The 25,625-nt window shown below is 62.5% G+C and carries 21 protein-coding genes, 1 tRNA gene and 1 riboswitch; of the genes, 9 read left to right on the top strand and 13 right to left on the bottom strand.

Annotated features, from left to right (window positions below):
* The first annotated feature begins 62 nt into the window (after positions 1–62).
* The gene (locus tag ACFRJ9_RS01780; protein ID WP_377663764.1) at positions 63–725 is read left to right on the top strand and encodes a hypothetical protein; all 663 of its coding nucleotides are present in this window, start codon (positions 63–65) and stop codon (positions 723–725) included.
* 60 nt (positions 726–785) lie between these two features.
* On the opposite strand, the gene ACFRJ9_RS01775 is transcribed toward ACFRJ9_RS01780, so the two are convergent.
* From ACFRJ9_RS01775 to ACFRJ9_RS01745, 7 genes are all read right to left on the bottom strand, one after another.
* Positions 786–1,607: a nuclease-related domain-containing protein gene (locus tag ACFRJ9_RS01775; RefSeq protein ID WP_377663762.1), complete on the bottom strand. Its 822-nt coding sequence runs from the start codon at positions 1,605–1,607 to the stop codon at positions 786–788.
* Positions 1,604–1,921, bottom strand: coding sequence for an AsnC family protein (locus ACFRJ9_RS01770; RefSeq protein ID WP_377663761.1), 318 nt, complete (start codon positions 1,919–1,921; stop codon positions 1,604–1,606). The genes ACFRJ9_RS01775 and ACFRJ9_RS01770 overlap by 4 nt, the downstream gene beginning before the upstream one ends.
* A gap of 431 nt (positions 1,922–2,352) precedes the next feature.
* The gene (locus ACFRJ9_RS01765) at positions 2,353–2,766 is read right to left on the bottom strand and encodes a DUF4259 domain-containing protein (RefSeq protein WP_377663759.1); all 414 of its coding nucleotides are present in this window, start codon (positions 2,764–2,766) and stop codon (positions 2,353–2,355) included.
* Positions 2,767–2,842: 76 nt separating this feature from the next.
* Positions 2,843–3,613 carry a hypothetical protein gene (locus ACFRJ9_RS01760; RefSeq protein WP_377663757.1) on the bottom strand — a complete coding sequence of 257 codons (771 nt, stop codon included), beginning with the start codon at positions 3,611–3,613 and terminating at the stop codon, positions 2,843–2,845.
* 157 nt (positions 3,614–3,770) lie between these two features.
* Positions 3,771–4,340, bottom strand: coding sequence for a GIY-YIG nuclease family protein (locus ACFRJ9_RS01755; protein ID WP_377663755.1), 570 nt, complete (start codon positions 4,338–4,340; stop codon positions 3,771–3,773).
* A gap of 143 nt (positions 4,341–4,483) precedes the next feature.
* Complete coding sequence (locus ACFRJ9_RS01750) at positions 4,484–4,846, bottom strand: hypothetical protein (RefSeq protein ID WP_377663753.1); 363 nt, start codon at positions 4,844–4,846, stop codon at positions 4,484–4,486.
* 247 nt (positions 4,847–5,093) lie between these two features.
* Positions 5,094–6,050 (bottom strand): Lrp/AsnC family transcriptional regulator, encoded by a 957-nt coding sequence (locus ACFRJ9_RS01745; protein WP_377663751.1) that lies wholly within the window; start codon positions 6,048–6,050, stop codon positions 5,094–5,096.
* A gap of 193 nt (positions 6,051–6,243) precedes the next feature.
* Here ACFRJ9_RS01745 and ACFRJ9_RS01740 point away from each other — a divergent pair, with 193 nt between their 5' ends.
* From ACFRJ9_RS01740 to ACFRJ9_RS01725, 4 genes are all read left to right on the top strand, one after another.
* The gene (locus ACFRJ9_RS01740; protein ID WP_377663749.1) at positions 6,244–6,855 is read left to right on the top strand and encodes a TetR/AcrR family transcriptional regulator; all 612 of its coding nucleotides are present in this window, start codon (positions 6,244–6,246) and stop codon (positions 6,853–6,855) included.
* Between the two features lie 370 nt (positions 6,856–7,225).
* Positions 7,226–8,722 carry an aldehyde dehydrogenase family protein gene (locus ACFRJ9_RS01735; protein ID WP_377663747.1) on the top strand — a complete coding sequence of 499 codons (1,497 nt, stop codon included), beginning with the start codon at positions 7,226–7,228 and terminating at the stop codon, positions 8,720–8,722.
* Positions 8,723–10,375, top strand: coding sequence for a GMC family oxidoreductase (locus tag ACFRJ9_RS01730; RefSeq protein WP_377663745.1), 1,653 nt, complete (start codon positions 8,723–8,725; stop codon positions 10,373–10,375).
* 143 nt (positions 10,376–10,518) lie between these two features.
* Positions 10,519–12,051 carry an APC family permease gene (locus ACFRJ9_RS01725; RefSeq protein WP_377663863.1) on the top strand — a complete coding sequence of 511 codons (1,533 nt, stop codon included), beginning with the start codon at positions 10,519–10,521 and terminating at the stop codon, positions 12,049–12,051.
* 52 nt (positions 12,052–12,103) lie between these two features.
* Here ACFRJ9_RS01725 and ACFRJ9_RS01720 read toward each other — a convergent pair whose 3' ends face one another.
* The 4 genes from ACFRJ9_RS01720 to ACFRJ9_RS01705 all read right to left on the bottom strand — a co-directional run bounded on the left by ACFRJ9_RS01720 (position 12,104) and on the right by ACFRJ9_RS01705 (position 15,253).
* Positions 12,104–12,943 carry an aldo/keto reductase gene (locus ACFRJ9_RS01720; RefSeq protein ID WP_377663743.1) on the bottom strand — a complete coding sequence of 280 codons (840 nt, stop codon included), beginning with the start codon at positions 12,941–12,943 and terminating at the stop codon, positions 12,104–12,106.
* Positions 12,944–13,090: 147 nt separating this feature from the next.
* Positions 13,091–13,531 (bottom strand): hypothetical protein, encoded by a 441-nt coding sequence (locus tag ACFRJ9_RS01715; RefSeq protein WP_377663741.1) that lies wholly within the window; start codon positions 13,529–13,531, stop codon positions 13,091–13,093.
* Between the two features lie 8 nt (positions 13,532–13,539).
* Positions 13,540–14,190, bottom strand: a complete 651-nt coding sequence (locus ACFRJ9_RS01710; RefSeq protein WP_377663739.1) for a bacterial proteasome activator family protein — start codon at positions 14,188–14,190, stop codon at positions 13,540–13,542.
* A 79-nt stretch (positions 14,191–14,269) separates the two neighbouring features.
* Positions 14,270–15,253, bottom strand: a complete 984-nt coding sequence (locus ACFRJ9_RS01705; RefSeq protein ID WP_377663738.1) for an NAD(P)H-quinone oxidoreductase — start codon at positions 15,251–15,253, stop codon at positions 14,270–14,272.
* Between the two features lie 101 nt (positions 15,254–15,354).
* Here ACFRJ9_RS01705 and ACFRJ9_RS01700 point away from each other — a divergent pair.
* The 4 genes from ACFRJ9_RS01700 to ACFRJ9_RS01685 all read left to right on the top strand — a co-directional run bounded on the left by ACFRJ9_RS01700 (position 15,355) and on the right by ACFRJ9_RS01685 (position 21,803).
* Positions 15,355–15,445: transfer RNA gene (locus tag ACFRJ9_RS01700), tRNA-Ser, on the top strand.
* 190 nt (positions 15,446–15,635) lie between these two features.
* On the top strand, positions 15,636–16,421 hold the full coding sequence (locus ACFRJ9_RS01695) for a VOC family protein (RefSeq protein WP_377663736.1): 786 nt from the start codon (positions 15,636–15,638) through the stop codon (positions 16,419–16,421).
* Positions 16,422–16,600: 179 nt separating this feature from the next.
* Complete coding sequence (locus tag ACFRJ9_RS01690; RefSeq protein WP_377663734.1) at positions 16,601–17,092, top strand: septum formation family protein; 492 nt, start codon at positions 16,601–16,603, stop codon at positions 17,090–17,092.
* Positions 17,093–17,276: 184 nt separating this feature from the next.
* Positions 17,277–21,803 (top strand): ExeM/NucH family extracellular endonuclease, encoded by a 4,527-nt coding sequence (locus ACFRJ9_RS01685; protein ID WP_377663731.1) that lies wholly within the window; start codon positions 17,277–17,279, stop codon positions 21,801–21,803.
* A 69-nt stretch (positions 21,804–21,872) separates the two neighbouring features.
* Here the strand turns inward: ACFRJ9_RS01685 and cycA are convergent, their stop codons facing one another.
* On the bottom strand, positions 21,873–23,333 hold the full coding sequence (gene cycA / locus ACFRJ9_RS01680; RefSeq protein WP_377663729.1) for a D-serine/D-alanine/glycine transporter: 1,461 nt from the start codon (positions 23,331–23,333) through the stop codon (positions 21,873–21,875).
* Between the two features lie 144 nt (positions 23,334–23,477).
* Positions 23,478–23,576: riboswitch (glycine riboswitch) on the bottom strand.
* A 74-nt stretch (positions 23,577–23,650) separates the two neighbouring features.
* Positions 23,651–25,600 (bottom strand): FAD/NAD(P)-binding protein, encoded by a 1,950-nt coding sequence (locus ACFRJ9_RS01675; protein ID WP_377663727.1) that lies wholly within the window; start codon positions 25,598–25,600, stop codon positions 23,651–23,653.
* Between the last annotated feature and the right edge of the window lie 25 nt (positions 25,601–25,625).

Genomic DNA, 25,625 nt, shown 5'->3' with positions numbered 1-25,625 from the left:
CAGAACGGTCCTTTGGTCTTAGGGTCCCGCTGCCGCCCTCGAACGCGAGTTATGATCCGGGCATGACTGAACTAGATCTCCTCGTGAAGGCCATTGCTGAGGATCTCGGCGATCCTCCCGGTTGGACTGCCCCGGTGGAGTTTCGCGGCTCTCTTGCGCTTTGCGCACTGAACTCGGCCTACTCCCTACGTGGGAGCTCGGCCGCAGCGACGAATGTGCTTGCCAAGTACCGCGCGCTTCGCTCAACGGCCGACACTGATAGTGGCGCAGACCTGATAGAGGCCATGGACAGTGCGGGTGGCCCTGTGGACTTTGCCCGTGACATCTTGCGCAACGAAAGCAAGCTCCCTGGAACAAACCGCCTGCGGCCCGAGGGTATCTACGAGGGCCTCTCCCGGCTCGCTGCCTTGGACACTGCCGTAACAACCACCGAACATCTCCGAACCGCCGCGGCCAACGGAAGTACCGCCCCTAGGACAGCGTGGCTCTCCGTCAAAGGCTTAGGCCCGCTTGCCTGGTCATATCTGATCATGAACGCAGGAGTCAGCACCGAAACAAAACCAGACGTGATGGTGCAGCGCTACCTCGTCCGAGTTCTCGGCGATGGCAACAGACTTACCCCTGCACGAACACGGCAGCTCCTCCAACTCGCGGCCACGGAGCTCTCTGTCGAACCGCGGGATTTGGACCGCGCGATATGGCTACACGAGAGTCCGTCGAAGTAGTCCTCAGTTCAGTGATCCCTTAGCGGTGCCTCCGTGCATATGCGACCATCGACACCACCGTCAGGCTGACTTGAATCGCGAAGCTATTAATTTCCTCATCTTTGGCACGTCAACGTCGCCTGTCCTCTTCGCTGTAAGTACTTTGCCTAGCCGCTTCGGCCAGAGCACTTCAACGCCACGTGTCGTGAACGCTCCCCCGAACAGCGGCCAATCCGCGTCGATGAAGCACAGCGCGCCATTGACCGGAACATCCCCAACATGGTTCCGCACGACATCAACCTGCCTGAGCACACCATCAACGAGCTTCGTGCAATCGCGTTTGCCCACGAGCAGCTTCTCGACGCTTTCACGAAGAAAGCCGCCTTCGATCTTCACTTCAGGCCGCCCCTTATACCGTTTGGCATCAATTACCCAGATCCCGCCGGAAGTAATGACGATGTGGTCGATGTTGGCCTTCGAACCCGGGATACGCCGGTCATGCAGCACAGCCAGGTCCTCCGTGGCCAACGCATTCAGCCGAGCGCCCAAGCGTTCCTCACCGATGGCGCCTTGAGACCAGGACTTGGTGGACGGCCGCTCATCAGAGAGCGCGACAGCCAAGCCCCCGAAAGGTCCCCATTTCTCGCGCAGAGAGTCCTGGTTCTTGCTCTTACGGCGCTCATACTCGCGGCGGGCCGAGGATCCTGCTGTCCCGGCTGCAGGCGGCAGCACTCCATCATGTGTTGCTTCCGGACCCGGAGAGAGTGCTTGTCCCGACTCCGTGGCACACACCAAGCAACGGATGGTCTTGCTCTCACGCTCATAGAGTGCTTCTGTTCCCGCCGCGAGGGAGGTTCCGCATAGCCGACAGGCTCCCGTGTACCGCAGCCTCATTTGCCTCATCCGGGCGTGCTATCCGGCGCCATAGCGCTTTCAGAACCGGTGTCGGAAAGTGCGGCGGGCCCCCACGCATCATTTTTGGGCAGGGTCTCGTCAATCTCATGCCACCGCTCCCATACCGCTTGGCGGGAAACCCCGAGGGCAGTCGCGATTTCCGCCCACGACAGGCCAGCTTTCCGCGCGTGCTTCACAGTCGTGAGTTCAGTGTTGTCGCATTCCTGGCGGACCTCTTGTATAGCCCTCAGCGTGGTGACTACCTCTGCCTTCCAGCCCTGTGGGCTCGACCTCGACACCCCTGTCACGCGAGGACCTTTCATCGCTCGATGGACAGTCGGACCGCCGCTGTATCTTGCCATAGCGTCAGCGTGTCCTCATGATGGCGTCCTGTCAAGGTACCTTGGCACAACCACCCGTGTAGCCGTAAAGAATTCTCCGGGTCCTATCAAAGGATCAAAAACTCTGATGTTGAGAATCACTGCGGTGAGACACATTGCTGGGACTAAGCAGCGAACAAGAATCCCCGAACCGAGACGGTGGGATGTCTCGGCGACGAAGGTCTCATCAACGGATCCATTGATGAGATAACCGCGGGGCGCCGAAAAGTTGCAGAACTCCCGGTCATCGTGCTGGTTCTACGCACATGTCATGGGCACCCAGCAGCACGAATTCTAGATGAGGTCTCCGCTGGCACGGTGGCCGACCGGCTTACGGGAGGCCGTTCAACGCCGCACGGGTTCGAAGATTATCCCTAAAGTTTCGAACGCCAACGACTGATCTCGGTTTGAAACTCAGATAACTGGCCGGCCTCCGCCCATAGCTCTGCAAGTTCATTCAAGTCCGTGCGTGACATACTGTCCAACACGGCGGCGGCCTTTACGTCTAGATGGCGCGGTAGGGAGTCCTTAACCCGAGGCCACGGGTCCGGCGCGTAAGCGGCATCACTCCCCAACAGATCAGGCTCCGCCCACGCAACGACCAATGCTGCCGCTGCTAAGCCGACCGCACCATCACTTGAGTCGATGATCCCACGAGCATTCAGGATTCTGTCCATGGCCTGTTCAAGTATAGGTACCACCGCCTCGACGCTGGTTGCGTCATCAAACTCATACGAAAAATCTGCTGCTTCATCGTTACCAAAAATCGAAGAGCTCCACGCACCCATTTTTCTCTCATTTCCTTACTTGAACTTTCAAAAAATGTACACGGAACCGCCGAACAAGCCCGTAGATTCATGAGATCTAGCTAGTGCGGTCCTTGAGCAGGCGCTGTATGTCAGTTACCGATGGATTGTAGTTCCGGCGACTGGCAATCCGGAAGTCCGTCAGCTTAGGAAGGTCTAGGACTGGCGATAAATCTCCATCCACAATTCTCGTTGACTCATAGAGCGATAAGCTCTGCAGGTTTCGCATCCTTCTGAGAGGTGATAATGATTCAATATCTCCACAGTCACCCATGTTCAGAATTTCAAGATTCAAAGCAAGCGAGACGTTCTCGATATTTGAGAGTTTCCTGCAGGACTCCAGCTGCAATTCTGTCAACGTAGTGGCCGCGGGCGATCCCTGAAGAGCGGAATCATCGGCCAACAGCGAGGCTCCGTGAACGGCCAACCTCACTAATCGCGAAAAGGCCCGCAGGCCATGCAATGACTCGAGCTTGGGCCCCCCCTTCATCTGTAGGTTTCGCAATGACACCAGGGGAGCCAACGGAACGAGATCTTGGCTACTGTAACGATCCAGGTAGAGATGCTCTATGGTCGTTATGCTGCTGACCTGCTCCTGGATCATCGTCCACGAGATGGCAAGTTCTTCCAGTCGGAGGAAACCCTCAATATCAATCGCCCCTTCCCCCGTCGGAAAGATCTCCAACTGCAAACCTTTCAGGGATTCTCTGAGTCTGCGAATTGGCGACAGGTCCTTCATGGGGGGAAGAAGCACATGTAACTCCGCCAGCGGCCAAGGTCGGAGAAAATCCAGAGATGGACCCACAAAACCGTGGGCGAAGTTGAGCACTAAGGTGTGTATGCTCCCGTCCTCGACTAAGCGCTCCGTCTGCGGTGTCCATGAGCCGTTGACGAAAAGACGCGTCCCTATAGGAGTCTCCTCTAGGGAATACCCGTCATAAGCTCGTAGGCTTTCTAACACATAGGGAAATCTCATGTCGAATATTCTACCGATATAGCTCTTGCCAGGGCGACGGCAGTAGATCCTTCCTAGTCGGTCCTAGGGGGTTGACCTTGTTTCTCGTGTTGTCCTTTCCTCCTCTCTTCAAAATCTCGATCATCTCTCGAATCTCACGATCGGTCTTACTACCAGGAACTGCGATCCTTTGGGCATCATCCACTTCTTCCTGAGTGTAATTGCCAGACCGCCCATGCTCCTTAAGTCTCCTATCAATGTTATTTGACTGCCCAACGTAGGGCTGAGTGGCAGTCGGGATGATGTAAACGCCAGCAACTGCTGCTGCGGCTTGTGCCGCGTGGCCCAGGGCACCCGTCGCCGCAATGCTCTCAGCGTGCATTTTTGCGTTTTGTGCGGCTAGGGCTGCGCCGGTGTTGGCTCCGCGTGTGTCTCCGGTGGACTGGGCGCCCTGGCGTACTCCTGGTGAGGTGAACCGTGTGCCGCCGAGTGAGGTGGCGACGAATCCTCCGCCTACTCCTCCGGCCGCAGTACGGATCGCGCTCGTGGGGTAGGAGATGAAGACGTCTCCGGATGCGTATACGGCTGGCTGGTAGCTCATTGACCCGCCAGCAGAGGCCGACTGCCCACCTAAGCCGGAAGACTGCAGAGCTGGTGCGGGGAGGTTTTTCAGCCCATTGCTAATGATTGCCCCGCCCATTAGCGCCGCGCCGAAGGCTGCCAGCTGGTAACCACCGGAAACGGTTACGGGCGCCCCCACAAGGTCGGGCCGATTTCTTTCCAGTCGTGGCCTTTGTAGCGGGCCAGCTTGATGGCGGCAACGAGTTCACGACGGGCCTGGGCGGCCCGTTCTGCCTTGTATTTGATCAGCGTAAGCGGATCTTCCATGTGAAAGCCCAGACCGAACATTCCGTCATCGTCCCTATCTTCGAACGCCTCCCCCAGGAGCTTGTAGGAAGAAACCAACTCGGACATTTCTTCGGCGGCGAGGTTGTCAAAACAGCTAGTCGTTTTCAGCGGGCAGCATCGCCGATCTCTGCGGCACTGAACAGGGGGTGCCGCTGGGATCGGGATCCGGTCCGGGACGCCGAGCGTGCCACCTTCCATACCGTCGAAGTTCAGAGATATCGCGTCTCAACGGGGATTCCAGGCGTGGCAGTTCCGTGCACCATCTACCAAGGAATCAAGGCATGAACCCCGAACGTCGCCGCGGATCCCTTCGGGATCTTCCACGGGGAAATCAACCAGGACAGCGACGGTCCACTGGAAGTCGATACTGGCCGCCTCCGATCAGGTCTGCTCCTGGATCGAAGCGGCCGGAGCCACACCGGTTGGCCCCGGAGGCCCTCAGCTTCTACGACGACGTCCGCATAAGCCGTCCGCCGCGTTTGCGGGCGTCCAACAATAGGGAAACGTCCACCCCGGAAGCGTACTGGGCCCAGTCCGAGCCGGTAATGAAGCGGTAGAGGGAGGACATGTCCTCAACGGTGACATCCGCGACGATCTGGTAATCGCCAGCTATCGCCGCGGCATACCGGACCATGGGGAGCTCGGCCAGGTTCTTGCCCACTTGCTCCACATGGTGCGGTGACGCCCGGATCCAGAGGAGCGCCTCGACGCTCAGGCCAAAAGCCGCCGGTTCAACGATTGCCCGCAAATGGAGCTGGTTGTTGGCCAGAAGCCACTCACTGCGCCGCCTTGCCGTGGCTTCCGAGACACCCACCCTGCGGCCCAGGGCCTCGAAGCTCATGCGACCATCGGCGCACAACGCGTCCACCAGCTCGGTGTCCTGACGGTTCAGCTCCAGTTGGGCCACCAGGCTGCCCGCGTCGGCCGTCAAAGTGGAACGGAGGGCCTCCACGCGGTCCGCGCTGAGGATCTCCGGTCGCCAGCCCCGGATGGTCCGGAAGTAGCGGAGGACGGGGTAGCTGGTGGAGTCGCGCAAACCCAGGGTGGAGGGCAGTTCATCGGACAGCACATCGGCCATGCGCGACGGCTCGGTCAGTATCTCCGCAACGCAGTCACCCGTGCCGGTGGTGGTGTAGACGAACGTGGTGTCGGCCCGCTGGGAAAGGGCCTGGGCTGCGGCACGCACCGTCCCGGGCATGCAACGCATCTCCACCAGGACCACGGCTGGCCTGGGACGGATACCCACCACGGCCACCGCGCCGGACTCCAACAACTGGGACCCGCGGCGAGCCACCGTCCGTTCAGGCTCGCCCAGCACGGCCGCCATCTTGCGCCAGGGACAGCGCGGATCCAGTTGCAGAGCAGCAACAATCTGCCGTTCTAATGCGTCAAACAACACCATGGCGCTCCGTCCGCTCCATTCTTGGGGTCCGCTCCATTCTTGGGTACGGGTCAATTTGACCACGGGAGGACGACGCCGGCCTGCCGCCTCCGCGCCCGTCTTCAGCACCGCCGTCGTTGGCTTTATTGCTGCAGGGGGTTATTGACGCGGACCCAAAGTGCGTTCCCGCCACCTTTGGCAATAGTCTGGCCATATGGGGACAAACACGTTGAACTCCGGTGGCCAGCTGGACAAGCAGTCCCGCATTCTCGACGCGGCCATGGAGCTGCTCTCCCGTCACGGCATCGCCGGTGTCAGCATGCGTGCCGTGTCCCGCGAAGCCGGCGTGGCACTGGGGTTGGTGAACTACTACTACGATGACAAAACAAGCCTGATCCGGGCCGCCCTCCGGCGCGTGGATGAGGACGACCTCCTGCTCGTGGCTTCGGACCCTGGCTCGGACCCCAAGGAGCAACTTCGTCAGGCCCTTCGCCGGGTCGCCGGTCCCGACCTCTTGACTACCCGTTACCTTTCCCTGCGTCTGCACCTCTGGGCGCTGGCGCAGGCCGACGAGGGTTACGCCGAGATCAATGCCGCCGCCTTCGACCGGTACATCGACGGTGTTGCCAGGCTCGTCTGCAACGCCCAGCCCGGACTCTCCTGGTTGGAATGCCGGGATCGCGCCGCCGACATCGTCGTCATCCAGAACGGCATGTGGCTCACGTCCCTCCTTGGAGTGGACAAGGCAGCCATCCAACGAAGCATTGAGCGCACGGAGGACATAGCCTTCGCCCCGCCGCGGGACGCCTCGCGGGACGCCAAGTAACAAAGCCCTACAAACACTCGCCGACGGCAACCCCTCTGGGTGCCACAAAGACGCGTATTGATATATCTCTCGTCGAAACCCTTGAACGATCGTTCAAAGTGCCTTAGTGTTGTTTTATGACGTACACCACACGAATAACTGGCTGCTAGCACAGCCACCGTTCCAAGCCACTGTCGAATCGGGTCAAAGAGACTCGCCTAAGCAGCGCCGCGCCGTACACATCACCGGGCCGAACACCGAAACACCCACGCACCAGAAGCGTCGTTCCAGGCGCAGCTTTGCCATGCCCGAACGCGGGACGTGCAGGACTTCATCACCCACCGCCCAGGCGTCCACGCCGGGATTTGCCACGCATAACCAAGGGAGATCCATGTCAGAATATGCATCCACACTCTTCATCAACGGCTCGTGGGAGCCCGCTGCCTCCGGCGCCCTGCGGGCAATCCGCAACCCCGCCGATGGTGAACTGGTGGCCAGAGTGTCCGAGGCCGGCCGGGAGGACGCCGAACGCGCCATTGCCGCAGCCCGGGCTGCCTTCGACTCCGGGGTCTGGTCTTCCGTGCCCGCCCCTGAACGCGGAGCTTTCCTGTTGAAGGTCGCCGCGGGGCTGCGGGAACACCGCGAAAAATTCGCCCGCGCCGAATCGTTGGATACCGGCAAGCGCATGGTCGAAAGCCGCATCGACATGGATGACATCGCCGCCTGCTTCGAGTACTTCGGCAGGCTCGCAGGCCAGCAGGCCGGTCGTGTAGTCGACGCCGGGGACGCCGCCGTCGTCAGCCGGATTGCCTATGAACCTGTTGGTGTCTGCGGCCTCATCACCCCGTGGAACTACCCGTTGCTCCAGGCCGCCTGGAAGATCGCCCCGGCCTTGGCTGCCGGCTGCACTTTCATCCTGAAACCGTCCGAGCTGACCCCCTCCACCAGCATCCTGGCCATGCAACTGCTGCAGGATCTCGGCCTGCCCGACGGCGTCGCGAACCTCGTCACGGGACCCGGCGCGGAGGCCGGTGCCCCGCTTTCGGAACATCCCGACGTCGACCTCGTTTCCTTTACCGGCGGCCTGGAAACCGGCAAGCACATCGCCGCGGCCGCGTCCGCCACTGTGAAGAAGGTGGCGCTGGAGCTCGGCGGCAAGAACCCCAACGTGGTCTTCGCCGACGCAGACTTCGATGCCGCCGTCGACAACGCCCTCAACGGTGCCTTTGTCCACTCCGGTCAGGTCTGCTCAGCAGGTGCCCGGCTGGTGGTGGAGGAGTCCATCGCCGAGCGCTTCGTGGACGAGCTGGTCCGCCGCTCCCAGACGATCCGCCTGGGCGGCCCCTTCGACGAAGACGCCGAGACGGGGCCGTTGATTTCCGCAGCGCACCGGGACAAGGTCCACGCCTACGTCCAGCGCGGCATTGAGGAAGGTGCCCGCCTGCGGACCGGTGGCGCACCACCGGAGGGAACTAGGTACGACGACGGCTTCTACTACCAGCCGACCATCCTGGACCGCGTCTCCCGGGGAATGTCCGTGGTCACCGATGAGGCCTTCGGCCCGGTGGTGACAGTGGAGACCTTCCGTACCGAGGACGAGGCTGTGGCCACCGCCAACGACACCATCTACGGACTGGCCGGTGCCGTCTGGACTCAGGACGCCGGAAAGGCCCAGCGCGTCGCATCCAGGTTGCGCCACGGAACCATTTGGATCAACGACTACCACCCCTATCTTCCGCAGGCCGAATGGGGCGGATTCGGCCAATCCGGAGTGGGCCGGGAACTCGGCCCCACCGGGCTGGCCGAATACCAGGAAGCCAAGCACATCTACCAGAACACCAGCCCCCAGGTAACCGGCTGGTTCGCTGACCACGGCAAGGAGAACTAGATGCACTTCGATAACATCGACAACCTCGGCGAGCGCGCGTTCGACTACCTCGTGATCGGCGGCGGGTCCGCCGGTGCCGCTGTGGCCGCCCGGTTAAGCGAGGATCCGGACGTCACCGTGGCCCTCATTGAAGCAGGCCCGGATGACCGCGCGCTGCCCGAAATCCTGCAGCTGGACCGCTGGATGGAACTCCTGGAGTCCGGCTATGACTGGGACTACCCGATCGAACCGCAGGAAAACGGCAACTCGTTCATGCGCCATGCCCGGGCCAAGGTGATGGGCGGCTGTTCGAGCCACAACTCCTGCATCGCCTTCTGGGCTCCCCGCGAGGACCTGGATGAATGGGAGGCCAAGTACGGCGTCAAGGGGTGGAACGCCGATGCCGCCTGGCCTTTGTACAAGCGGTTGGAAACGAACGAGGACGCGGGCCCGGACGCGCCGCACCACGGAGATTCTGGTCCCGTGCACCTCATGAACATTCCTCCCGCCGATCCGGCCGGGGTCGCATTGCTGGACGCCTGCGAGCAGACCGGCATCCCCCGGGCGAAATTCAACACGGGCACCACCGTGGTCAACGGAGCCAACTTCTTCCAGATCAACCGCCGCGCGGACGGCACCCGCTCCTCCAGCTCGGTGTCCTACATTCACCCCATCATCGAGCGCCCCAACTTCACGCTGTTGACCGGATTCAGGGCCCGTCAACTGGTGTTCGATGCTGACAAGCGCTGCACCGGCGTCGACGTGGTTGATTCGGCATTCGGCCGCACCCACAGGTTCTCCGCCCGCCACGAGGTGATCCTGTCCACCGGTGCGATCGATTCCCCCAAGCTCCTCATGCTGTCCGGAATCGGCCCGGCGGCCCACCTCGCGGAGCACGGCATCGAAGCCTTGGTTGACTCCCCCGGCGTCGGTGAAAACCTGCAGGACCATCCCGAGGGCGTGGTGCAGTTCGAGGCCAGGCAGCCGATGGTGCAGACCTCCACCCAGTGGTGGGAAATCGGTATCTTCGCACCCACCGAGGACGGCCTGGACCGCCCGGACCTGATGATGCACTACGGTTCGGTGCCGTTCGACATGAACACGCTGCGCCACGGCTACCCCACCACCGAAAACGGCTTCAGCCTCACGCCGAACGTCACGCATGCCCGTTCCCGCGGCACGGTGCGGCTCCGCAGCCGCGACTTCCGCGACAAGCCCATGGTGGATCCGCGCTACTTCACCGACCCCGAGGGCCACGACATGCGCGTCATGGTTGCGGGCATCCGCAAGGCCCGGGAGATCGCCGCGCAGCCCGCCATGGCTGAGTGGACGGGGCGGGAGCTCTCGCCCGGTATCGAGGCGCAAACGGACCAGGAACTGCGGGAGTACATCCGGAAAACCCACAACACGGTGTACCACCCGGTGGGCACCGTGCGGATGGGAGCGGACGACGACGACATGTCGCCTGTGGATGCCAGATTGCGTGTCAAGGGGGTCACCGGACTCCGGGTCGCCGATGCGTCCGTCATGCCTGAGCACGTCACCGTCAATCCCAACATCACCGTCATGATGATCGGCGAACGCTGCGCCGATCTCATCAAGGCCGGACGAACCGGCGCGGGCAGCGCCGCCGTTTCGAGCGAAGAGGAGGATTTCACGCCGTCGTACGCCTGAGAGGAACGCCCTTCGGGCGTCTCCCGTTGGGGGAAATCACCACAGCAAATCCTGATTCGCCGCGCCCCAGGGCGGCTGATCCCATCTGCTTTTCTGATAAGGAGTCCACAGTGGAACCCAGCAAGAGTAATGATTCAAGCGGTATGGATGAGTTTGGATATACGCAGACCCTGGACCGCAGCATTGGCAAGTTCGCCAGTTTCGCTGCCGGCGTCAGCTACATCTCGATCCTTACCGGTGTTTTTCAACTGTTCTACTTCGGTTTTTCCATGGCCGGCCCGGCCTATGCCTGGTCCTGGCCCATCGTCTTCGTCGGCCAACTGATGGTGGCCCTCTGTTTCGCAGAGCTGGCCGGCCGCTACCCCGTAGCGGGCTCGGTCTACAACTGGGCCAAACGGCTCGCGTCCGGAACCTCGTCCTGGCTGGCGGGCTGGCTGCTGCTGCTTTCCTCGATCATGGCCCTGGGTTCTGTTGCCTTGGCGCTGCAGATCACCCTCCCACAGCTCTGGTCCGGCTTCCAGTTTGTCGGTGACGGAACCGGTCCCTTCGACTTCGCCATGAACGGTGTTGTTCTGGCGACCATCATGATCACCATCTCCACCCTCATCAACGCGTTCGGCGTGAAGCTCATGACGCGTATCAACAGCATCGGCGTCTTCGTTGAGTTGATTGCCGCGGTTCTGCTGATCCTCGCGCTCGGCTGGCACGTGGTACGGGGTCCCGAGGTCTTCTTCAACACCGCCGGATTCGGCGACGACCACGATCTGGGCTTCTTCGGCGTCTTCCTGATCGGTGCCATGGCGTCCGGCTACGTGATGTACGGCTTCGATACGGCAAGCTCCCTGGGCGAGGAGACCAAGGACCCCAAAAAGACCGCTCCAAAGGCGATCATCCGGGCCGTCACCGCGTCCTTCCTGCTGGGCGGACTGATCCTGTTGTTCGGAATCCTGGCCGCACCTGACCTCGCCGATCCCAAGGTGGGAGCAGCCGACGGCGGTCTGCAGTACATCGTCCTCAGCGTCCTGGGCGGGCCCTTCGGCAAAGCATTCCTGGTCTGCATCGTGGTGGCCGTAGTGGTCTGCACGCTCGCCGTGCACGCGGCCGCGATCCGCATGATGTTCGCCATGGCCCGCGACAACAACCTGCCTTTCAGCCGGCAGCTCAGCAAGGTGGACCCCGTACGACGAACCCCCAAAGTGGCAGCGATCGTCATCGGTGTGCTGGCGGTCATCCCGCTGCTCATCAACGTGATGCAACCGGCGATCTTCACCATCCTGTCCAGCATCAGCATTGTGCTGATCTACCTGTCCTACCTGCTGGTGACCGTCCCACTGCTGCGCAAACGGTTCCTGAAAAAGTGGCCGCTGGCCAACGCTGACGGCTCCGAGCCCGGGTTCTGCATGGGCAAGTGGGGACTTCCCGTGAACATCCTCGCGGTGCTGTGGGGTGGCGCCATGACACTTAACCTGATCTGGCCGCGACAGGAGATCTACAACTCCGTACCGCCGTTCGAGTGGTATCTGCAGTGGGGCGGAGTGATCTTCGTAGCTGCCGTCACCGTAGGCGGGGCACTCCTGTACTGGCTGAAGATCAGGCACCAGACGGGCGTCCTGCCTGAGCACGCCGCGGCAATGGCGGCCCACCCCTCAAACCCGTCCGCCGCCGTCGTTCCTTAACGTCCAGCGCCCCGCACCCAAGGAGGGGTGCGGGGCACTGGGGTGCTGCGATTTAGGCGAAGTCGGAAACCGCCGGGTCCGGACCGATGCGACCCTCGGCGCCGCGGTCCAGGCCGTTGATGGCCTCGACGTCGGCAGCGTCCAGAGTGACGTTCAGCGCCGCGAAGTTCTCCTGGATGCGCGACTCGGTGACGGACTTGGGGATCACGACGTTGCCGATGGCGAGGTGCCATGCGATGACCACCTGCGCCGGGGTGGCGTTGTGCTTGGCGGCGATCTCAGCCACGGTAGCGTTCCCCAGCAGCTCGCCGCCCTGGCCCAACGGGGACCAGGCCTGCGTCAGGATGCCCTTGGAAGCGTTGAACTCGCGGAGCTCAGCCTGGTTGAAGAACGGGTGCAGTTCAACCTGGTTGATGGCCGGGACAACACCGGTCTCATCGATGATGCGCTGCAGGCCTTCCTGGGTGAAGTTGGAAACACCGATGGACTTAACCCGACCGCGCTTCTTCAGCTCGATGAGGGCCTTCCAGGTGTCCACGAACTTGTCCTGCTTGGGCTGCTGCCAGTGGATGAGGTAGAGGTCCAGGGTCTCCAGGCCGAGGTGATCCAAGGATTTCTCGAACGCCTCGAGCGTGGACTCGTAACCCTGGTCCGCGTTCCACAGCTTGGTGGTGATGAAGATTTCCTCGGCAGAGAGGCCGGAGGAGGCAATGGCACGGCCGACGCCTGCCTCGTTGCCGTAGATCTTGGCGGTATCGATGTGGCGGAACCCGGCTTCGAATGCCTGGCGCACCACCTTTTCGGCTACATCGTCTTCAACTTGCCACACCCCGTAGCCGAGCTGGGGAATGGTGTTGCCGTCGTTGAAAGTAAGTGTTGGTGACGAAGTCATGTCTGCCATCCTGCCAGCATGAAGTTGCCGGAGGCACCAAATATTACGCAGATCAGCTATCCGCTTAACTTCTTGCGTGAGAAGAATAGGAGCGTACGCGTGTAGTTGCGCACGCGCTCTTTTTGGAATGATCCGCATCATGCCTGCTCAGGCGTTGAGTTGGCGCTCCGCGTCCTCGATCTGCTCAAAGACAGACTCCGCCCTGCGCCGCACAGACAGCGCGCCCACCGGCACCGGACCTACCGCGAGCCGCAACATTGCAGCTGCCTCGGCAGTAGTGGCCAGCGAATTCCCGGCTTTCGACAATGCACGGTGCACACCCGCCAAGGCGCCAGGAACATCCAAGCCATCACTCGGAGCGCGCTTCTGTGCCTCGACGCAGATGGTCCTGACGCGCGGGGACAAATCGGCGAGCTCGTTGGCTATCTCCACGAGCTCGTTGTACAACTGCTCATCGTCCACGCCCTCAAGAACCTGGTGATACCGGTCAAGTCCGCGGTGAAAGCGGTCATGGGCGCGGCGCCACAGTCCCTTGCCGAGTTCGACGTCGTCCTTCCGCCCTTGCCGGACGGCCCCAAAGAATCCCACCGTCGAACTCAGAGGTACTGGCCCGGGCCGTGGTCGGGGTCTTCCTGACGGCCGTTGGGAGCAGCGTTGGGGGCACCCGGAGCCGCAGCCCGTTGCGGCTGGCCGTTCTCGCCGATAACAACGCCCGGAGCGATGACGGTGCCGGGAGGTAGCTGACGGAGGTGCAACTGCGCGGCCGCATGTTCCTTGGCAGCCTGCTGCGCCGCAATAGCGGCCTGGATGCCGTGGAAGAGTCCCTCGAGCCAGCCCACCAGCTGGGCCTGGGCAATGCGAAGCTCTGCGTCCGTGGGGGCCTTCTCGGCGGGGAATGGAAGGCTGATGCGTTCAAGTTCCTGGATGAGCTCCGGGGCCAGCCCGTCCTCAAGTTCCTTAATGGATCGCTCATGAATCTCGGCGAGTCGGCCTCGGGCGGCATCATCCAGGGGCGCGCTCTTCACTTCTTCCAGAAGCTGCCGGATCATGGTCCCGATCCTCATGACCTTGGCGGGCTCGTCGACGAGCTCATGAAGGTTCGCGCTCTTGGGCTTGGCCTCTTTCGTGGCAGGTTCACTCGCCGGCTGTTCAGTGTGGCCCGTGGAGCCCTCGTCCAGCGTGGTTCCTTCAACGGGGGTGTCGTCCGAAGCCTCATCCTTGGGCTGAAGATCGTTCAGATCGCTCATCCGTTCATACTCTCATGTAGAGCGCGCTTACCCCGGGCCAATACCGGTTTTTGGACTTCGTTCGTAGCGAAACCTGCTTTCAGAGCAGCAGCAGGACCTTGCCCACGTGCTCCCCCGAATCAAAGTACTCGTGTGCTTCCTGGACCTGTTCCAAGGGGAACGACTTTGCCACCAGGGGCCTGATCCGGCCATCGGTCAGCATGGGCCAGACAAACTCGCGCACGGCAGACATGATGATGCCCTTTTCTGCGACCGGCCGGGGCCGGAGGGCGGTGCCGATGACGGCGGCGCGTTTGCTCAGCAGTTGCCCCAGGTTGATCTCGGCTTTGGTTCCGCCCTGCAGGCCAATGACGATGAGCCGTCCGTAGTCGGCGAGCGCATCGATGTTCTGCTGCAGGTACTTGGCGCCCACGACATCCAGGATGACGTCCGCGCCCCTGCCTCCGTTTTGCGCCTTGAGGCTTTCGGCGAAGTCCTCTTCGGTGTAGTTGATGGCGATGTCGGCGCCCAGGAAGGCTTTGGCGGTACCGACCTTTTCATCCGTGCCTGCCGTGGTGGCAACGGTGGCGCCATAGGCTTTGGCCAGTTGGATGGCCATGGTGCCAATCCCGCCGGTGGCGCCGTGAATGAGGACCGTCTCCCCCGGCTGCAGCTGGGCCGTCATGATGAGGTTCGAGTACACCGTGGCCGCGACCTCGGGCAACGCCGCCGCGGTAATCAGGTCCACGCCTTCGGGCACGCGGAGCACTTGCTCTGCGGGCACTGCTACCTGCTGGGCGTAGCCGCCGCCGGAGAGCAGCGCCACTACTTTGTCTCCCACGGAGAAGGCTTTGGTGACACCCGGCCCGAAGGCCGCGATGCGACCTGAGATCTCGAGCCCGGGAACTTCCGAGGCTCCCGGGGGCGGCGGGTAGAAGCCGCGACGCTGCTGGACATCCGCGCGGTTCAGGCCGGCAGCTACGACGTCGATCAGCACCTCGCCCTCGCCCGGCACCGGAGCAGGGACGTCACGGATGTCGAGGACTTCGGGTCCGCCTGGTTCTGAGATGTAGACGGCTTTCATGACGAACTCCCGGTTTCTTGCTTGTGTTCGAGCCCCGGGGCAGGGACTTGAACACGTGATGTTTTGGAACAGCCAACTCCCTATGAAACACTACTAGGCGAGGAAGGTTGTCCGAGCGGCCTAAGGAGCTGGTCTTGAAAACCAGTGTGCGGTAACCCCGTACCAAGGGTTCAAATCCCTTACCTTCCGCCAATGAGATGCCCCGGGTTCTGGAACCCGGGGCATCTTTGTTGTCTTTCCAGCTTCCGTGATGCCATCTGAGAACCGACACCCAGAAGATCATTGAAACTGTCAGACCCCGCGCATAGTGTTCTGTCTGTCTCCACACACCTCTGACATATGCCGTAGCTTTCGCCGCGGAACAACAACAGGAGCTGACCAAATGCCCAAGCCTGACATCACTCCCGGCGCACCATGCTGGATCGATCTGATGACCTCCGATACTGAGAAGGCCAAGGCGTTTTACACGGCCCTTTTTGGCTGGACCTACGAAACCGGAGACCAGGAGAAGTACGGCGGATACATCACGGCTTCCAAGGATGGCCAGATGGTTGCAGGCATCATGGCGAAGCAGGAGGACATGGGGGCCATGCCGGACCTCTGGTCCACGTACCTGCGCACGGATGACATCAAAGCAACCACCGAGGCAGCTGCCGCCAATGGAGGGCAGGTCTATTTGGAGCCCATGGAGGTTCCGGAGCAGGGCAGCATGGCCATGTACGGGGATTCGTCCGGCGCCTCCATTGGAGCCTGGCAGTTTGGTGAGATGAAGGGCTACGAAGTCGCGGCCGAACCCGGCGCTCCTGCGTGGCATGAACTGCTTTCCAAGGACTATGAAGCAGCCATCACGTTCTACCAGAAGGTCTTCGGCTGGGACACGGACGTCATGAGCGACACTCCGGAATTCCGCTACACCACTCTGGGCGCAGGCGATGACGCCAAAGCCGGCATCATGGATGCCTCCGGGTTCCTGCCCGAGCAGGTGCCCTCCATGTGGAGCGTGTACTTCGCGGTAGAGGACACGGACGCGACTGTGGAGCAAGCCACGGCTCTTGGTGCCACTGTCATGCAGCCCGCTGAGGATACGCCGTTCGGCCGCCTGGCCACGTTGTCGGACCCTACGGGCGCCGTTTTCAAGGTGATCCAGGACTTGGGCCAGACGGCCTAGACTTTCAAGAATCCGGGTCCAGCCGGTTGCCTCCTACCCAGGGGCGGCCGGCTGGGTTCGCTCACTGCCTGCCTTGGGGGATCGGCCGGCGTGGGTGCCCTGTCTGGTCCCTCGTCGTTTGACCGCAGGTCCAGGCACGCGCCTGACTAACTGTGGTCCTTCTGGGAATGAGGACCAGAATGCTCCACCCTTCAAAAGCCCTCCGAGCAGCAGCTCTGCTGGGCATGGCATCCCTTGCCCTGGCTGGTTGTTCGTTCATCAGCAGCGGAGACGCCAAGCGGGACGAATCCGGCAAGCCCACCGAAACGTCCGTTGCGGATGCCTTCAAGATCAAGGTGGGCGACTGCATCGCCGAGCCGTCCGGCACTGAGGTGAAGGATGTCTCCATCATCCCGTGCGATCAAAGCCACGACCTCGAGGCCTACGCTGCCAAGAACATCGTGGCCGATGCCTACCCGGGCCAATCCGCGGTAGAGGCCCAGTCGGAGGAATTCTGCTCCACCGAGTTCGGCACGTTCGTGGGCGTGCCGTATGACGAGTCCACCTTGGAACTGACGTACTTCTACCCCACCACAGAGACCTGGAAGGCCTCCGACCGGGAGATCGTGTGCCTAATCGGCGGAGCTTCCGGTACCGCCACAACGGGAACGCTGAAGGCCGCAGCCAAGTAATTGCCGCTGACGGACCGGGGCAACCCTCCGGCCATCGGCAAGCCATCCCCCATTCATCCGTTCGTGTTCAGCTATGCCCGAGGCAGCTTTACCCGGGAGTAACTTCCGGTACATCGCCCACTTCACAAGACAGCGGGCGTCGTCCATAGAGCCCCACCGGGCTCCCTGATGAAAGTTAGAGCGGATGAAACATAAGCACTGGAAATTAGTTGCGGGAACATTCCTGTCGGCGGGGTTGCTTGCAGCCCCGCTGACAGCTGTTCCGGCCATGGCGGCGGACCAGCCCGCCACAACTGCAGGCACCTCGCCGGTGGTGATCAACGAGGCCTACCTCAGCGGCGGCAGCAGCGGCTCCGCCTTCAAGAACAAGTTCGTGGAGCTATACAACTCCTCGGATGCAGCGGTCAGCCTCGCCGGGTGGTCGCTCCAATACAGGTCGGGCACCGGGACCGGAGCGCCCAACGGCATCACGTCGTTGACCGGTTCCATTCCGGCCAAGGGCTACTTCCTGATTCAAGGGGCCAGCAACAGCGGCACGTCCGCTGCTCCCGATCTTCCGGCCGCCGACGTCCAGGCCACCGGGACATTGAACCCGAGCGGCACCTCCGGGACCCTGGTTCTGGCCAGGCAGAGCACTGCGGTGTCTCCGCTGGCCGTCGGATCTGTGACCGGCAACCCGGCCATCGCAGACCTCCTCGGGTACGGCACGTCCAATACGTTCGAAACCACGGCCGCAACTGCGCCATCCAGCAACACCGACGTCAAAAGCCTGAACCGCAGCAACGGAGCGGACACAGACTCCAACGGCGCGGACTTCAAGCTCAGCGCCAGCATCACCCCGACGGCTGCGGGAGGCGGAACGACGCCCCCTGATCCGGAACCCGGCACCAGGACAATCGCCGAAATCCAGGGCACCGGTACCGCCAGTCCGCTTGTCGGCGGCACGGTGACGACGCGCGGCAAGGTCACCGCCGTGTACGCCACAGGCGGGTTCAACGGCTACTACGTCCAGACCCCCGGAACCGGCGGCGAGCGCGGCGGGGCGGCCAGGACGGCGTCGGACGCTTTGTTCGTCTATTCACCGACGACGGCGGGAACGGTCCAGTCGGGCGACTACGTGGAGCTCACCGGTGTGGTCAGCGAGTTTGCCAACCAGACCCAGCTCACCGTTGAAGCTGCAGGGTTGAAGAAGCTCACCGAGGCAGCCCCCGAGGTCAAGTCCACGCCGTTCACGTTGCCGGCCAACGAGGCCGCCCGCGAAAGCTTAGAGGGCATGCTTGTTGCCCCTCAGGGTGACTTCACTGTCACGGACAATTACTCCCTGAACCAGTACGGCGAGATCGGCCTCGCGGCCGGTACGTCTCCCCTGGTACAGCCGACGGCGGTAGCCACCTACGGCTCGCCGGAGTACGCCGCGGTGGTTGCCGACAACGCGCTGCGCGGCATCAAGCTCGACGACGGCGCGTCCACCAATTTCCTCAAGGACGCCACCACCAAGGCCCAGCAACTGCCGTACCTGACCACGTCCGATCCTGTCCGAGTCGGCTCGCCCGCGAAGTTCCGGAAAGACGTCATCCTGGGCTATGGCAACAACTCCTGGAAGTTCCAGCCCCTGACGGCGCTGAGCCCTGCTAATGCTGAAAGTGTCCAACCGGCAAGCTTCGCGGCGTCCAGGCCCGAGGGTCCTGCCGACGTGGGTGGAAGCCTCAAGCTGGCTTCCTTCAACGTGCTGAATTACTTTCCCACTACCGGTGACCAGCTGGCCGGCTGTGTCTTCTACACCGACCGCGATGGAAACCCGATCACGGTCAAGGAAGGCTGCAACGCCCGCGGTGCTGCCAACGCAGAGAACTTCGAGCGCCAGCAGAGCAAGATCGTCGCCGCCATCAGCAAGTCCGGGGCCGACGTCGTATCCCTTGAAGAGATCGAGAACTCGGCACAGTTCGGCAAGAACCGCGACGACGCACTGTCCAAGCTGGTGGAAGCCCTCAACGTCAAGACCCCAGGCGTGTGGGATTACGTGCGCACCCCCGCCAACGCTCCCCCGCTGAGCGATGAAGACATGATCCGCACTGCGTTCATCTTCAAGTTGGCCGTTGCCGAGCCCGTGGGCGAGTCCATCATCCACAATGACACCGTGGCTTTCGCGAGTGCCCGCAAGCCCCTCGCACAGGTCTTCAAGCCGGCGGGCGGGGATGACGACAAGAAGTTCATCGCGATTGTGAACCACTTCAAGTCCAAGGGCTCCGCAGCCACACCGGACGATACCGACAAGGGCCAGGGCGCGTCGAACGTTGCCCGCACCAAGCAAGCCGAATCACTGCTCGCCTTCTCCAAGGACCTTCAGGCGTCCAAGGGCACGGACAAGGTCTTCCTGATCGGTGACTTCAACGCCTACTCCAAGGAAGATCCCATCAACGTCCTCACCGGCGCCGGCTACACGGACCTTGAAGTTGGTACAGGAAAGCACTCGTACCTCTTTGGTGGCATGGTGGGTTCCCTGGACCACATCCTGGCGTCCCCGGCAGCCCACAAGGTGGTGACGGGAACCGACATTTGGAACATCAACTCCGTAGAGTCCGTTGCGCTGGAGTACAGCAGGTATAACAACAATGTGACCAACTACTATGCCGAGGACGAGTTCCGGGCCAGCGACCACGACCCCGTAGTGGTGGGCCTCAACCTGACACCCGACGCGCCAGCCACCGTTGACCTGCAGTTCCTGGGCATCAACGATTTCCACGGCCGGATCGACTCGAACACGGTGCTCTTCGCGGGCACTGTAGAGAAGCTGCGCGCGGCTGCCGCTCCCGGAGCTACCGCTTTCATCTCCGCGGGCGACAACATCGGCGCTTCCCTCTTCGCTTCCTCGGTGGCAAAGGACCAGCCCACCATTGACGTCCTGAACGCGCTGGAGCTGCAGGCTTCCGCTGTGGGCAACCACGAGTTCGACGGCGGCTGGCAGGACCTGCGCGAGCGCGTCATTGCCGGAGGTGCCAACGCCAAATTCGCCTACTTGGGTGCGAACGTCTACCAGAACGGCACCACCACGCCGGTCCTGCCGGAGTACAAGGTCCTGGACATGAACGGCATGCGGGTAGCGGTCATTGGCACCGTGACGCAGGAAGTACCGTCGCTGGTCACCCCGGCCGGAATCACGGACCTTGAGTTCGGTGATCCGGTGGAAGCCATCAACCGGGTCGCTGCCAAGATCAAGGCAGAGAACCTGGCAGACCTGATCATCGTGGAGAACCACGACGGCGCTGCTTCCGGCACGCCTGAAGGCGCCACCTTGGAGCAGGAAGTCGCGGCCGGCGGACCGTTCGCCAAGCTCGTCAAGGAAACAACTCCCGACGTCGCTGCCATTTTCACCGGCCACACCCACAAGGAATACGCCTGGGACGCTCCGATCCTGGACGCCAACGGCCAGCCCACCGGCAAGACGCGTCCCATTGTGCAGACCGGCAACTACGGCGAAAACGTGGGCACCGTGACCCTCACGGTGGATACCGCTACCAAGTCGGTGACGGCGTACAAGGCCGCGATCGTGGACCGGACCACCGAGACCGCTGAAAGCCTCGTTGCTGCCTACCCGCGGGTGGCGGCAGTGAAGGCGATCGTGGACAAGGCTCTTGCGGATGCAGCAGTGATCGGCAACCAGCCGGTGGGCGCAGTGACCGCTGATATCACCACGGCCTTCACCCCCGACCCCGTGGGCGGCGCCCCCAAGCGTGACGACCGCGCGAACGAATCCACGTTGGGCAACCTCGTGGCGGACTCTCTGGTGGACACGCTCAAGGCGCCCGAACTCGGGGCGGCCGAGATCGGCGTCGTGAACCCGGGCGGCCTGCGTAACGAGCTCTACTACGCACCGGACGGGACCATCACGTTTGCCGAGGCCAACGCGGTCCTGCCGTTCGTGAACAACCTCTGGACCACATCCCTCACAGGTGGGCAGTTCAAGACGCTTCTTGAGCAGCAGTGGCAGACCAACCCGGACGGAACGGTTCCCAGCCGCCCGTACCAGCAGCTGGGCTTGTCCAAGAACGTCAACTACACCTACGACGCCGCCCGCCCCGCAGGCGACCGCATCACCGGTATTTGGGTGAACGGCGCCGTCATTGAACCCGCCAAGCAGTACAAGATAGGTACCTTCAGCTTCCTTGCCACCGGTGGCGACAACTTCCGGGTCTTCAAGGAAGGCAGCAACACGAAGGACACGGGCTTGGTTGATCGGGACGCCTGGATCAAGTACTTGCAGGCACACAAGCCTGTGGCTCCGGACTTCGCGCGCCGCTCCGTTGCCGTAGCAAACTCCACGGCGGCTGAGGTCAAGGCAGGAGAGTCCATCACGCTGGCCGTCTCCAAGCTCAACCTGACGTCGATCGGCAGCCCGGCCAACGCCACGCTGAATGCCGTGTTCGTGGATGCGAAGGGTGCCGCTGTGGCACTCGGTTCCGTTCCGGTCGCGGCCGGTACAGCCACGGTGAACCTCAAGGTTCCCGCCGCGGCAGCTGCTGGCACCGGAACTCTGGTGCTGACCGCCGTCGAATCCGGGACGGTGGTGAAAGCCCTCGTGAAGGTGGCCGCCAGCGGCCCGAACCCGCCGCAGTGCACCCCGCCGGTCAAGCCGTCCAAGTGGTACGACATCGTGGGCTGGCTCCGGTACGCGTTCGCGTGGTTGGAGTACCAGAAGTGCCTGAGGGGCTAACACCCGCTTAGAGACAAACGGGCAGGGCCCCTCACGATCTTCTTCGTGAGGGGCCCTGCTTTTTGGCGGTTATTTGTTGGCCGGCTCCGGTTCCTGGACCCGCTCAGCGTCTCGCTGCAGCTCCGCCTGGAACGCCGCGTAGCGTGCCAGGTGCGCAGGGCGGCGACGCAGGATGAACCAGGCAACGCCAAGGACCAGGAACCACGCGGGCGTGGCCAGCAACGCTGCCAGAGTGTCGGGCTGGGTGGTCAGGGTCCACAGCACGAACGCGAAGAACGCGAATACTATCCACACCATGGCCACGCCACCGGGCATCTTGAATGCCGAAGCCTCATGCAGGTGCGGGCGACGCTTCCGGAAAGCAAGGTAGCTGGCCAAGATGATGGACCACACGAAAACGAAGCAGACGGCGGACACCGTGGTCACCATGTCGAACGCCTTGCCGACATCTTGGCCGGCATACATGAGCACGACGCCGGACAGCAGCAGGACGCAGGAAAGGAACAGGGCGTTCCGGGGTACTTTGCGGCTGGAGAGTGTACCGAACACTTTGGGAGCGTCACCTTCCTGGGCGAGCCCAAAGACCATCCGGGACGTCGAGTAGATCCCTGAGTTGGCCGAGGACATGGCGGAGGTCAGCACTACCAAGTTGACGATGGTGGCTGCGGCGCCGAGGCCGGCCAGGGAGAACATGGCGATGAACGGGCTGTGTCCGGCGGCGAACTGCGTCCACGGGGTGACGGACATCAGGATAATGAGGGCGCCCACGTAGAACAGCAGGACGCGGATGGGGATGGAGTTGATGGCCTTGGGCAGGTTCTTCTCGGGATCCTTGGCCTCGGCAGCGGTGGTTCCCACGAGTTCGATGCCCACGAACGCAAAGACGGCGATCTGGAAGCCCGCTACGAAGCCCATGAACTCGTTCGGGAAGAAGCCGCCGTGGCTCCACAGGTTGGTGAAGCTGGCCGGTCCGGCGTCGGACTGGAAGCCGCTGAAGATCATGAACAAGCCAACGATGATGAGGGCCGCAATGGCAACGATCTTGATGAGGGCAAACCAGAACTCGGTCTCGCCAAAGGCCTTCACGGTGGCCAGGTTCAGGAGCAGGAGGATGCCGATGGTGATCAAGCCTGGCACCCACAATGGAAGCGACGGCCAGAGTTCCTGGGAGTACCCGGCGATCGCGATCACATCCGCGATGCCCGTGATGACCCAGCAGAACCAGTAGGTCCAGCCGGTGAAGAACCCCGCCCAAGGACCCAGCAGGTCGGCGGCGAAGTCGCTGAAGGACTTGTAGTTCAGGTTGCTCAAAAGCAGTTCGCCCATGGCGCGCATGACGAAGAACAGCATGAAGCCGATGATCATGTAGACGAAAATGACGGATGGGCCGGCGGCCGAGATGGTCTTGCCCGAGCCCATGAACAGGCCCGTTCCAATCGCTCCGCCGATGGCGATGAGCTGGATGTGGCGGTTGCTGAGCTGGCGCTCAAGATGGGGTGAATCGCTGGAAGGCGGGCGCTGAATCGTCAAAGGAACTCCATCGTTCAGGCGGCACGGGGTGCCACGTTGATTCGGGTTCCTCCCCGCTCTGTACGTGGACCTGAGAGTTTCCGCAGGCATGGGCCTGCTTGCACCTTCGGTGAGCCCGTATGCCGGACTGCTTTCCAGAGTTGCCTCGCCGCGGCGGTACATGGGCCTGAGAGATTCCTGGGGAGGGTTTGCTCCTACGGCGCCTGACGGGATGTACCGGCAGGACTCTCCCGCCGCGGATCAAAAGCGCGCACACCCAATTGGGTGATGCAGCTCACACAGTAACGAAGGCTGGAGGCAGCCGCAACCCCGCGTCGTTAGCGGCCCAGAATGCTACGGGCTATCTCGTCGGCATCGCGGAGGGTCCGCTGCCCGCTGGCATACGCCGGTCCGGTGAGCGGGCGCGCCTCTGCGGCGATGGCTGTCCCCCACTGGGACGCAGACAACTGGAGGCCCAGGACGTACAGGTCCTTAGTGACGGATCCGTTTGCTGCCAACGGCCGGTAAGGATGTGGTTCCACGTCCAGGCCGGTGGTCTGCATGGGCGTCCCCTCCACGCCCATCATGATCTTGGTGCGCACCAGACCGTCGGCCATGAGCTGTTCCAGCAGCGGCGACACGTTGATGCCCACCCTGTTCGCGGGCGACATCGCCTCAATCAGTGTCCGCGCCTCCACCGGTACATCGTGTACCCACGGAGAAGCCGCGCGGAACACCTTTGCGCCATGGTCCACGCTGAACTTGGGGTCCGGTCCAATAAAACTTACGACGCCGGCACGCGCCAAGGCGGCCAACTGCTCGGAGCGGAGCGCTGGCGCCCCACTGGCCAGCCCTTCCACGAACGACTCGAACCATCCGCGCAGTCCCGCCAGCCATGATTCGTCCGTGATTCCGCCGTCAGCCACCACGGACTTGAGGATCGCCCGGCCGGTGTGGAGGGCGCCGATCGCCATCTTCACAGGGTCCGACTCGCCCAGGGCAGATCTCCGGGCGTCATCATCGAGGTAGGCCGTGATCGCAGTGTCCAGATCCCGCCGTGACACGAAAGATCTCCCGGCCAGCGGCGCCGCGAGTCCACGAAGGTTCAGTCGGCGCGAGGCAACCACGTGCTTTTCCACAAGGTCGGCCACATCGCTTTCCCAGTTCGCCGTGGTGTGTGCATGCGGCTGCAGGGCATCTTCCAGGTCTGCCAGGAATTGCTGAGGGTCCTTGATAGCCGCGGGTTGAAAGGACCCAAGCGTTGAGTAGTAGGCCCACAGCGCATCACGGTGCAGCAGCGGCCAGAGGTCGTGATCGAAGCCGGGCTGGATTCCGGCCGCGCGGAACCGGTCCACGGCGTCTTCGGTCAGGTACCGCATGGTGATGCTGCGCGGGTAGTACCCGCTGAGCCCGGCCTTGGCACGGTACGGCGTGCCCCTGCGGGAAGCGGCGATGACCTTCGGTTCCCGGCCCGAGGCCCGGTACTCAAGCACACCGGCTCCTGGCGAACCGGCCTCGACAAACTTGCCGCCACGGCCCTCCGTCAGTTGACCCATGACGTCAAAGAAGTTCAAACCCATGCCCCGGACCAACACCGGCTCGTTGTCCGGTACCGCCATCCAATCGACATCCGCCGGTGGGGCCGGCGGGAAGTACAGCAAGCCCAGCTCATCGGCGGCCCGTTTGAACGAGCGTTGCTCCGGGTTCAGCCGGGCCTCGATGTGGCCCAGCGCGAGGACCACGGAACCTACGGTGAGGGTGGCACCGTTGCCGAGTTCGACGTCGAACCCGTCTTCCTTTTCACGTTTCACGGGATGCGCAGCAACGGCGAGCGTCTCATGGAAGGTGACCTCGACGCCGTCGGGCAAACGTTCCAGCAGCCCTTCCAAGGTCTGGCGAAGGTACCGCCCGTACAGTGCACGGCTGGGAAAATTGTCTGATTCGAGGGTGGCCAGCTCCGCCTTTTCGGCATCGTTGATTCCCGCGCCATCACGACGCCGGGCCTCGCGCCACTGGTCGAACGAACCGCCCGCGAGCGGCGGCGCAAGCTTCGGGTCCTCGGGGATGAGCGTCGGATAGAACGATTGGGTGTTCATCAGGAACAACCGTGACTGCTCCGGCTGCCACACATGGCCTGAACCGGCCGGGTAGGGGTCCACCACGTCAATGTGCAGCGTGGTGCCTTCAACGCGCTCCGCAGCCCAATTCGCGAGCAACCGCTCGAGGACGCTGGTACCCCGGGGACCGGCCCCGATCAGGGCAACACGGTTGGTTTGCGATTTAGCCACGCTCAAGCCTAACTTCTGCGTGACT

This window comes from Paenarthrobacter sp. NPDC056912 (assembly GCF_042786555.1).
Lineage (GTDB): Bacteria > Actinomycetota > Actinomycetes > Actinomycetales > Micrococcaceae > Arthrobacter.
The sequence above is the reverse complement of the archived record's forward strand: the minus strand, read 5'-3'. Positions and strand labels throughout refer to the sequence as shown.

Bases quoted from the DNA above. Each gene is read 5' to 3' on its own strand.
- ACFRJ9_RS01685 (WP_377663731.1), top strand. From the start codon at position 17,277: ATGAAACATAAGCACTGGAAATTAGTTGCGGGAACATTCCTGTCGGCG.
- ACFRJ9_RS01735 (WP_377663747.1), top strand. From the start codon at position 7,226: ATGTCAGAATATGCATCCACACTCTTCATCAACGGCTCGTGGGAGCCC.
- ACFRJ9_RS01770 (WP_377663761.1), bottom strand. From the start codon at position 1,921: ATGAAAGGTCCTCGCGTGACAGGGGTGTCGAGGTCGAGCCCACAGGGC.
- ACFRJ9_RS01695 (WP_377663736.1), top strand. From the start codon at position 15,636: ATGCCCAAGCCTGACATCACTCCCGGCGCACCATGCTGGATCGATCTG.
- ACFRJ9_RS01710 (WP_377663739.1), bottom strand. From the start codon at position 14,190: ATGAGCGATCTGAACGATCTTCAGCCCAAGGATGAGGCTTCGGACGAC.
- ACFRJ9_RS01780 (WP_377663764.1), top strand. From the start codon at position 63: ATGACTGAACTAGATCTCCTCGTGAAGGCCATTGCTGAGGATCTCGGC.
- ACFRJ9_RS01765 (WP_377663759.1), bottom strand. From the start codon at position 2,766: ATGGGTGCGTGGAGCTCTTCGATTTTTGGTAACGATGAAGCAGCAGAT.
- ACFRJ9_RS01775 (WP_377663762.1), bottom strand. From the start codon at position 1,607: ATGAGGCAAATGAGGCTGCGGTACACGGGAGCCTGTCGGCTATGCGGA.
- ACFRJ9_RS01745 (WP_377663751.1), bottom strand. From the start codon at position 6,050: ATGGTGTTGTTTGACGCATTAGAACGGCAGATTGTTGCTGCTCTGCAA.
- ACFRJ9_RS01755 (WP_377663755.1), bottom strand. From the start codon at position 4,340: ATGAGCTACCAGCCAGCCGTATACGCATCCGGAGACGTCTTCATCTCC.
- ACFRJ9_RS01740 (WP_377663749.1), top strand. From the start codon at position 6,244: ATGGGGACAAACACGTTGAACTCCGGTGGCCAGCTGGACAAGCAGTCC.
- ACFRJ9_RS01730 (WP_377663745.1), top strand. From the start codon at position 8,723: ATGCACTTCGATAACATCGACAACCTCGGCGAGCGCGCGTTCGACTAC.
- ACFRJ9_RS01690 (WP_377663734.1), top strand. From the start codon at position 16,601: ATGCTCCACCCTTCAAAAGCCCTCCGAGCAGCAGCTCTGCTGGGCATG.
- ACFRJ9_RS01720 (WP_377663743.1), bottom strand. From the start codon at position 12,943: ATGACTTCGTCACCAACACTTACTTTCAACGACGGCAACACCATTCCC.
- ACFRJ9_RS01750 (WP_377663753.1), bottom strand. From the start codon at position 4,846: ATGGAAGGTGGCACGCTCGGCGTCCCGGACCGGATCCCGATCCCAGCG.
- ACFRJ9_RS01705 (WP_377663738.1), bottom strand. From the start codon at position 15,253: ATGAAAGCCGTCTACATCTCAGAACCAGGCGGACCCGAAGTCCTCGAC.
- ACFRJ9_RS01725 (WP_377663863.1), top strand. From the start codon at position 10,519: ATGGATGAGTTTGGATATACGCAGACCCTGGACCGCAGCATTGGCAAG.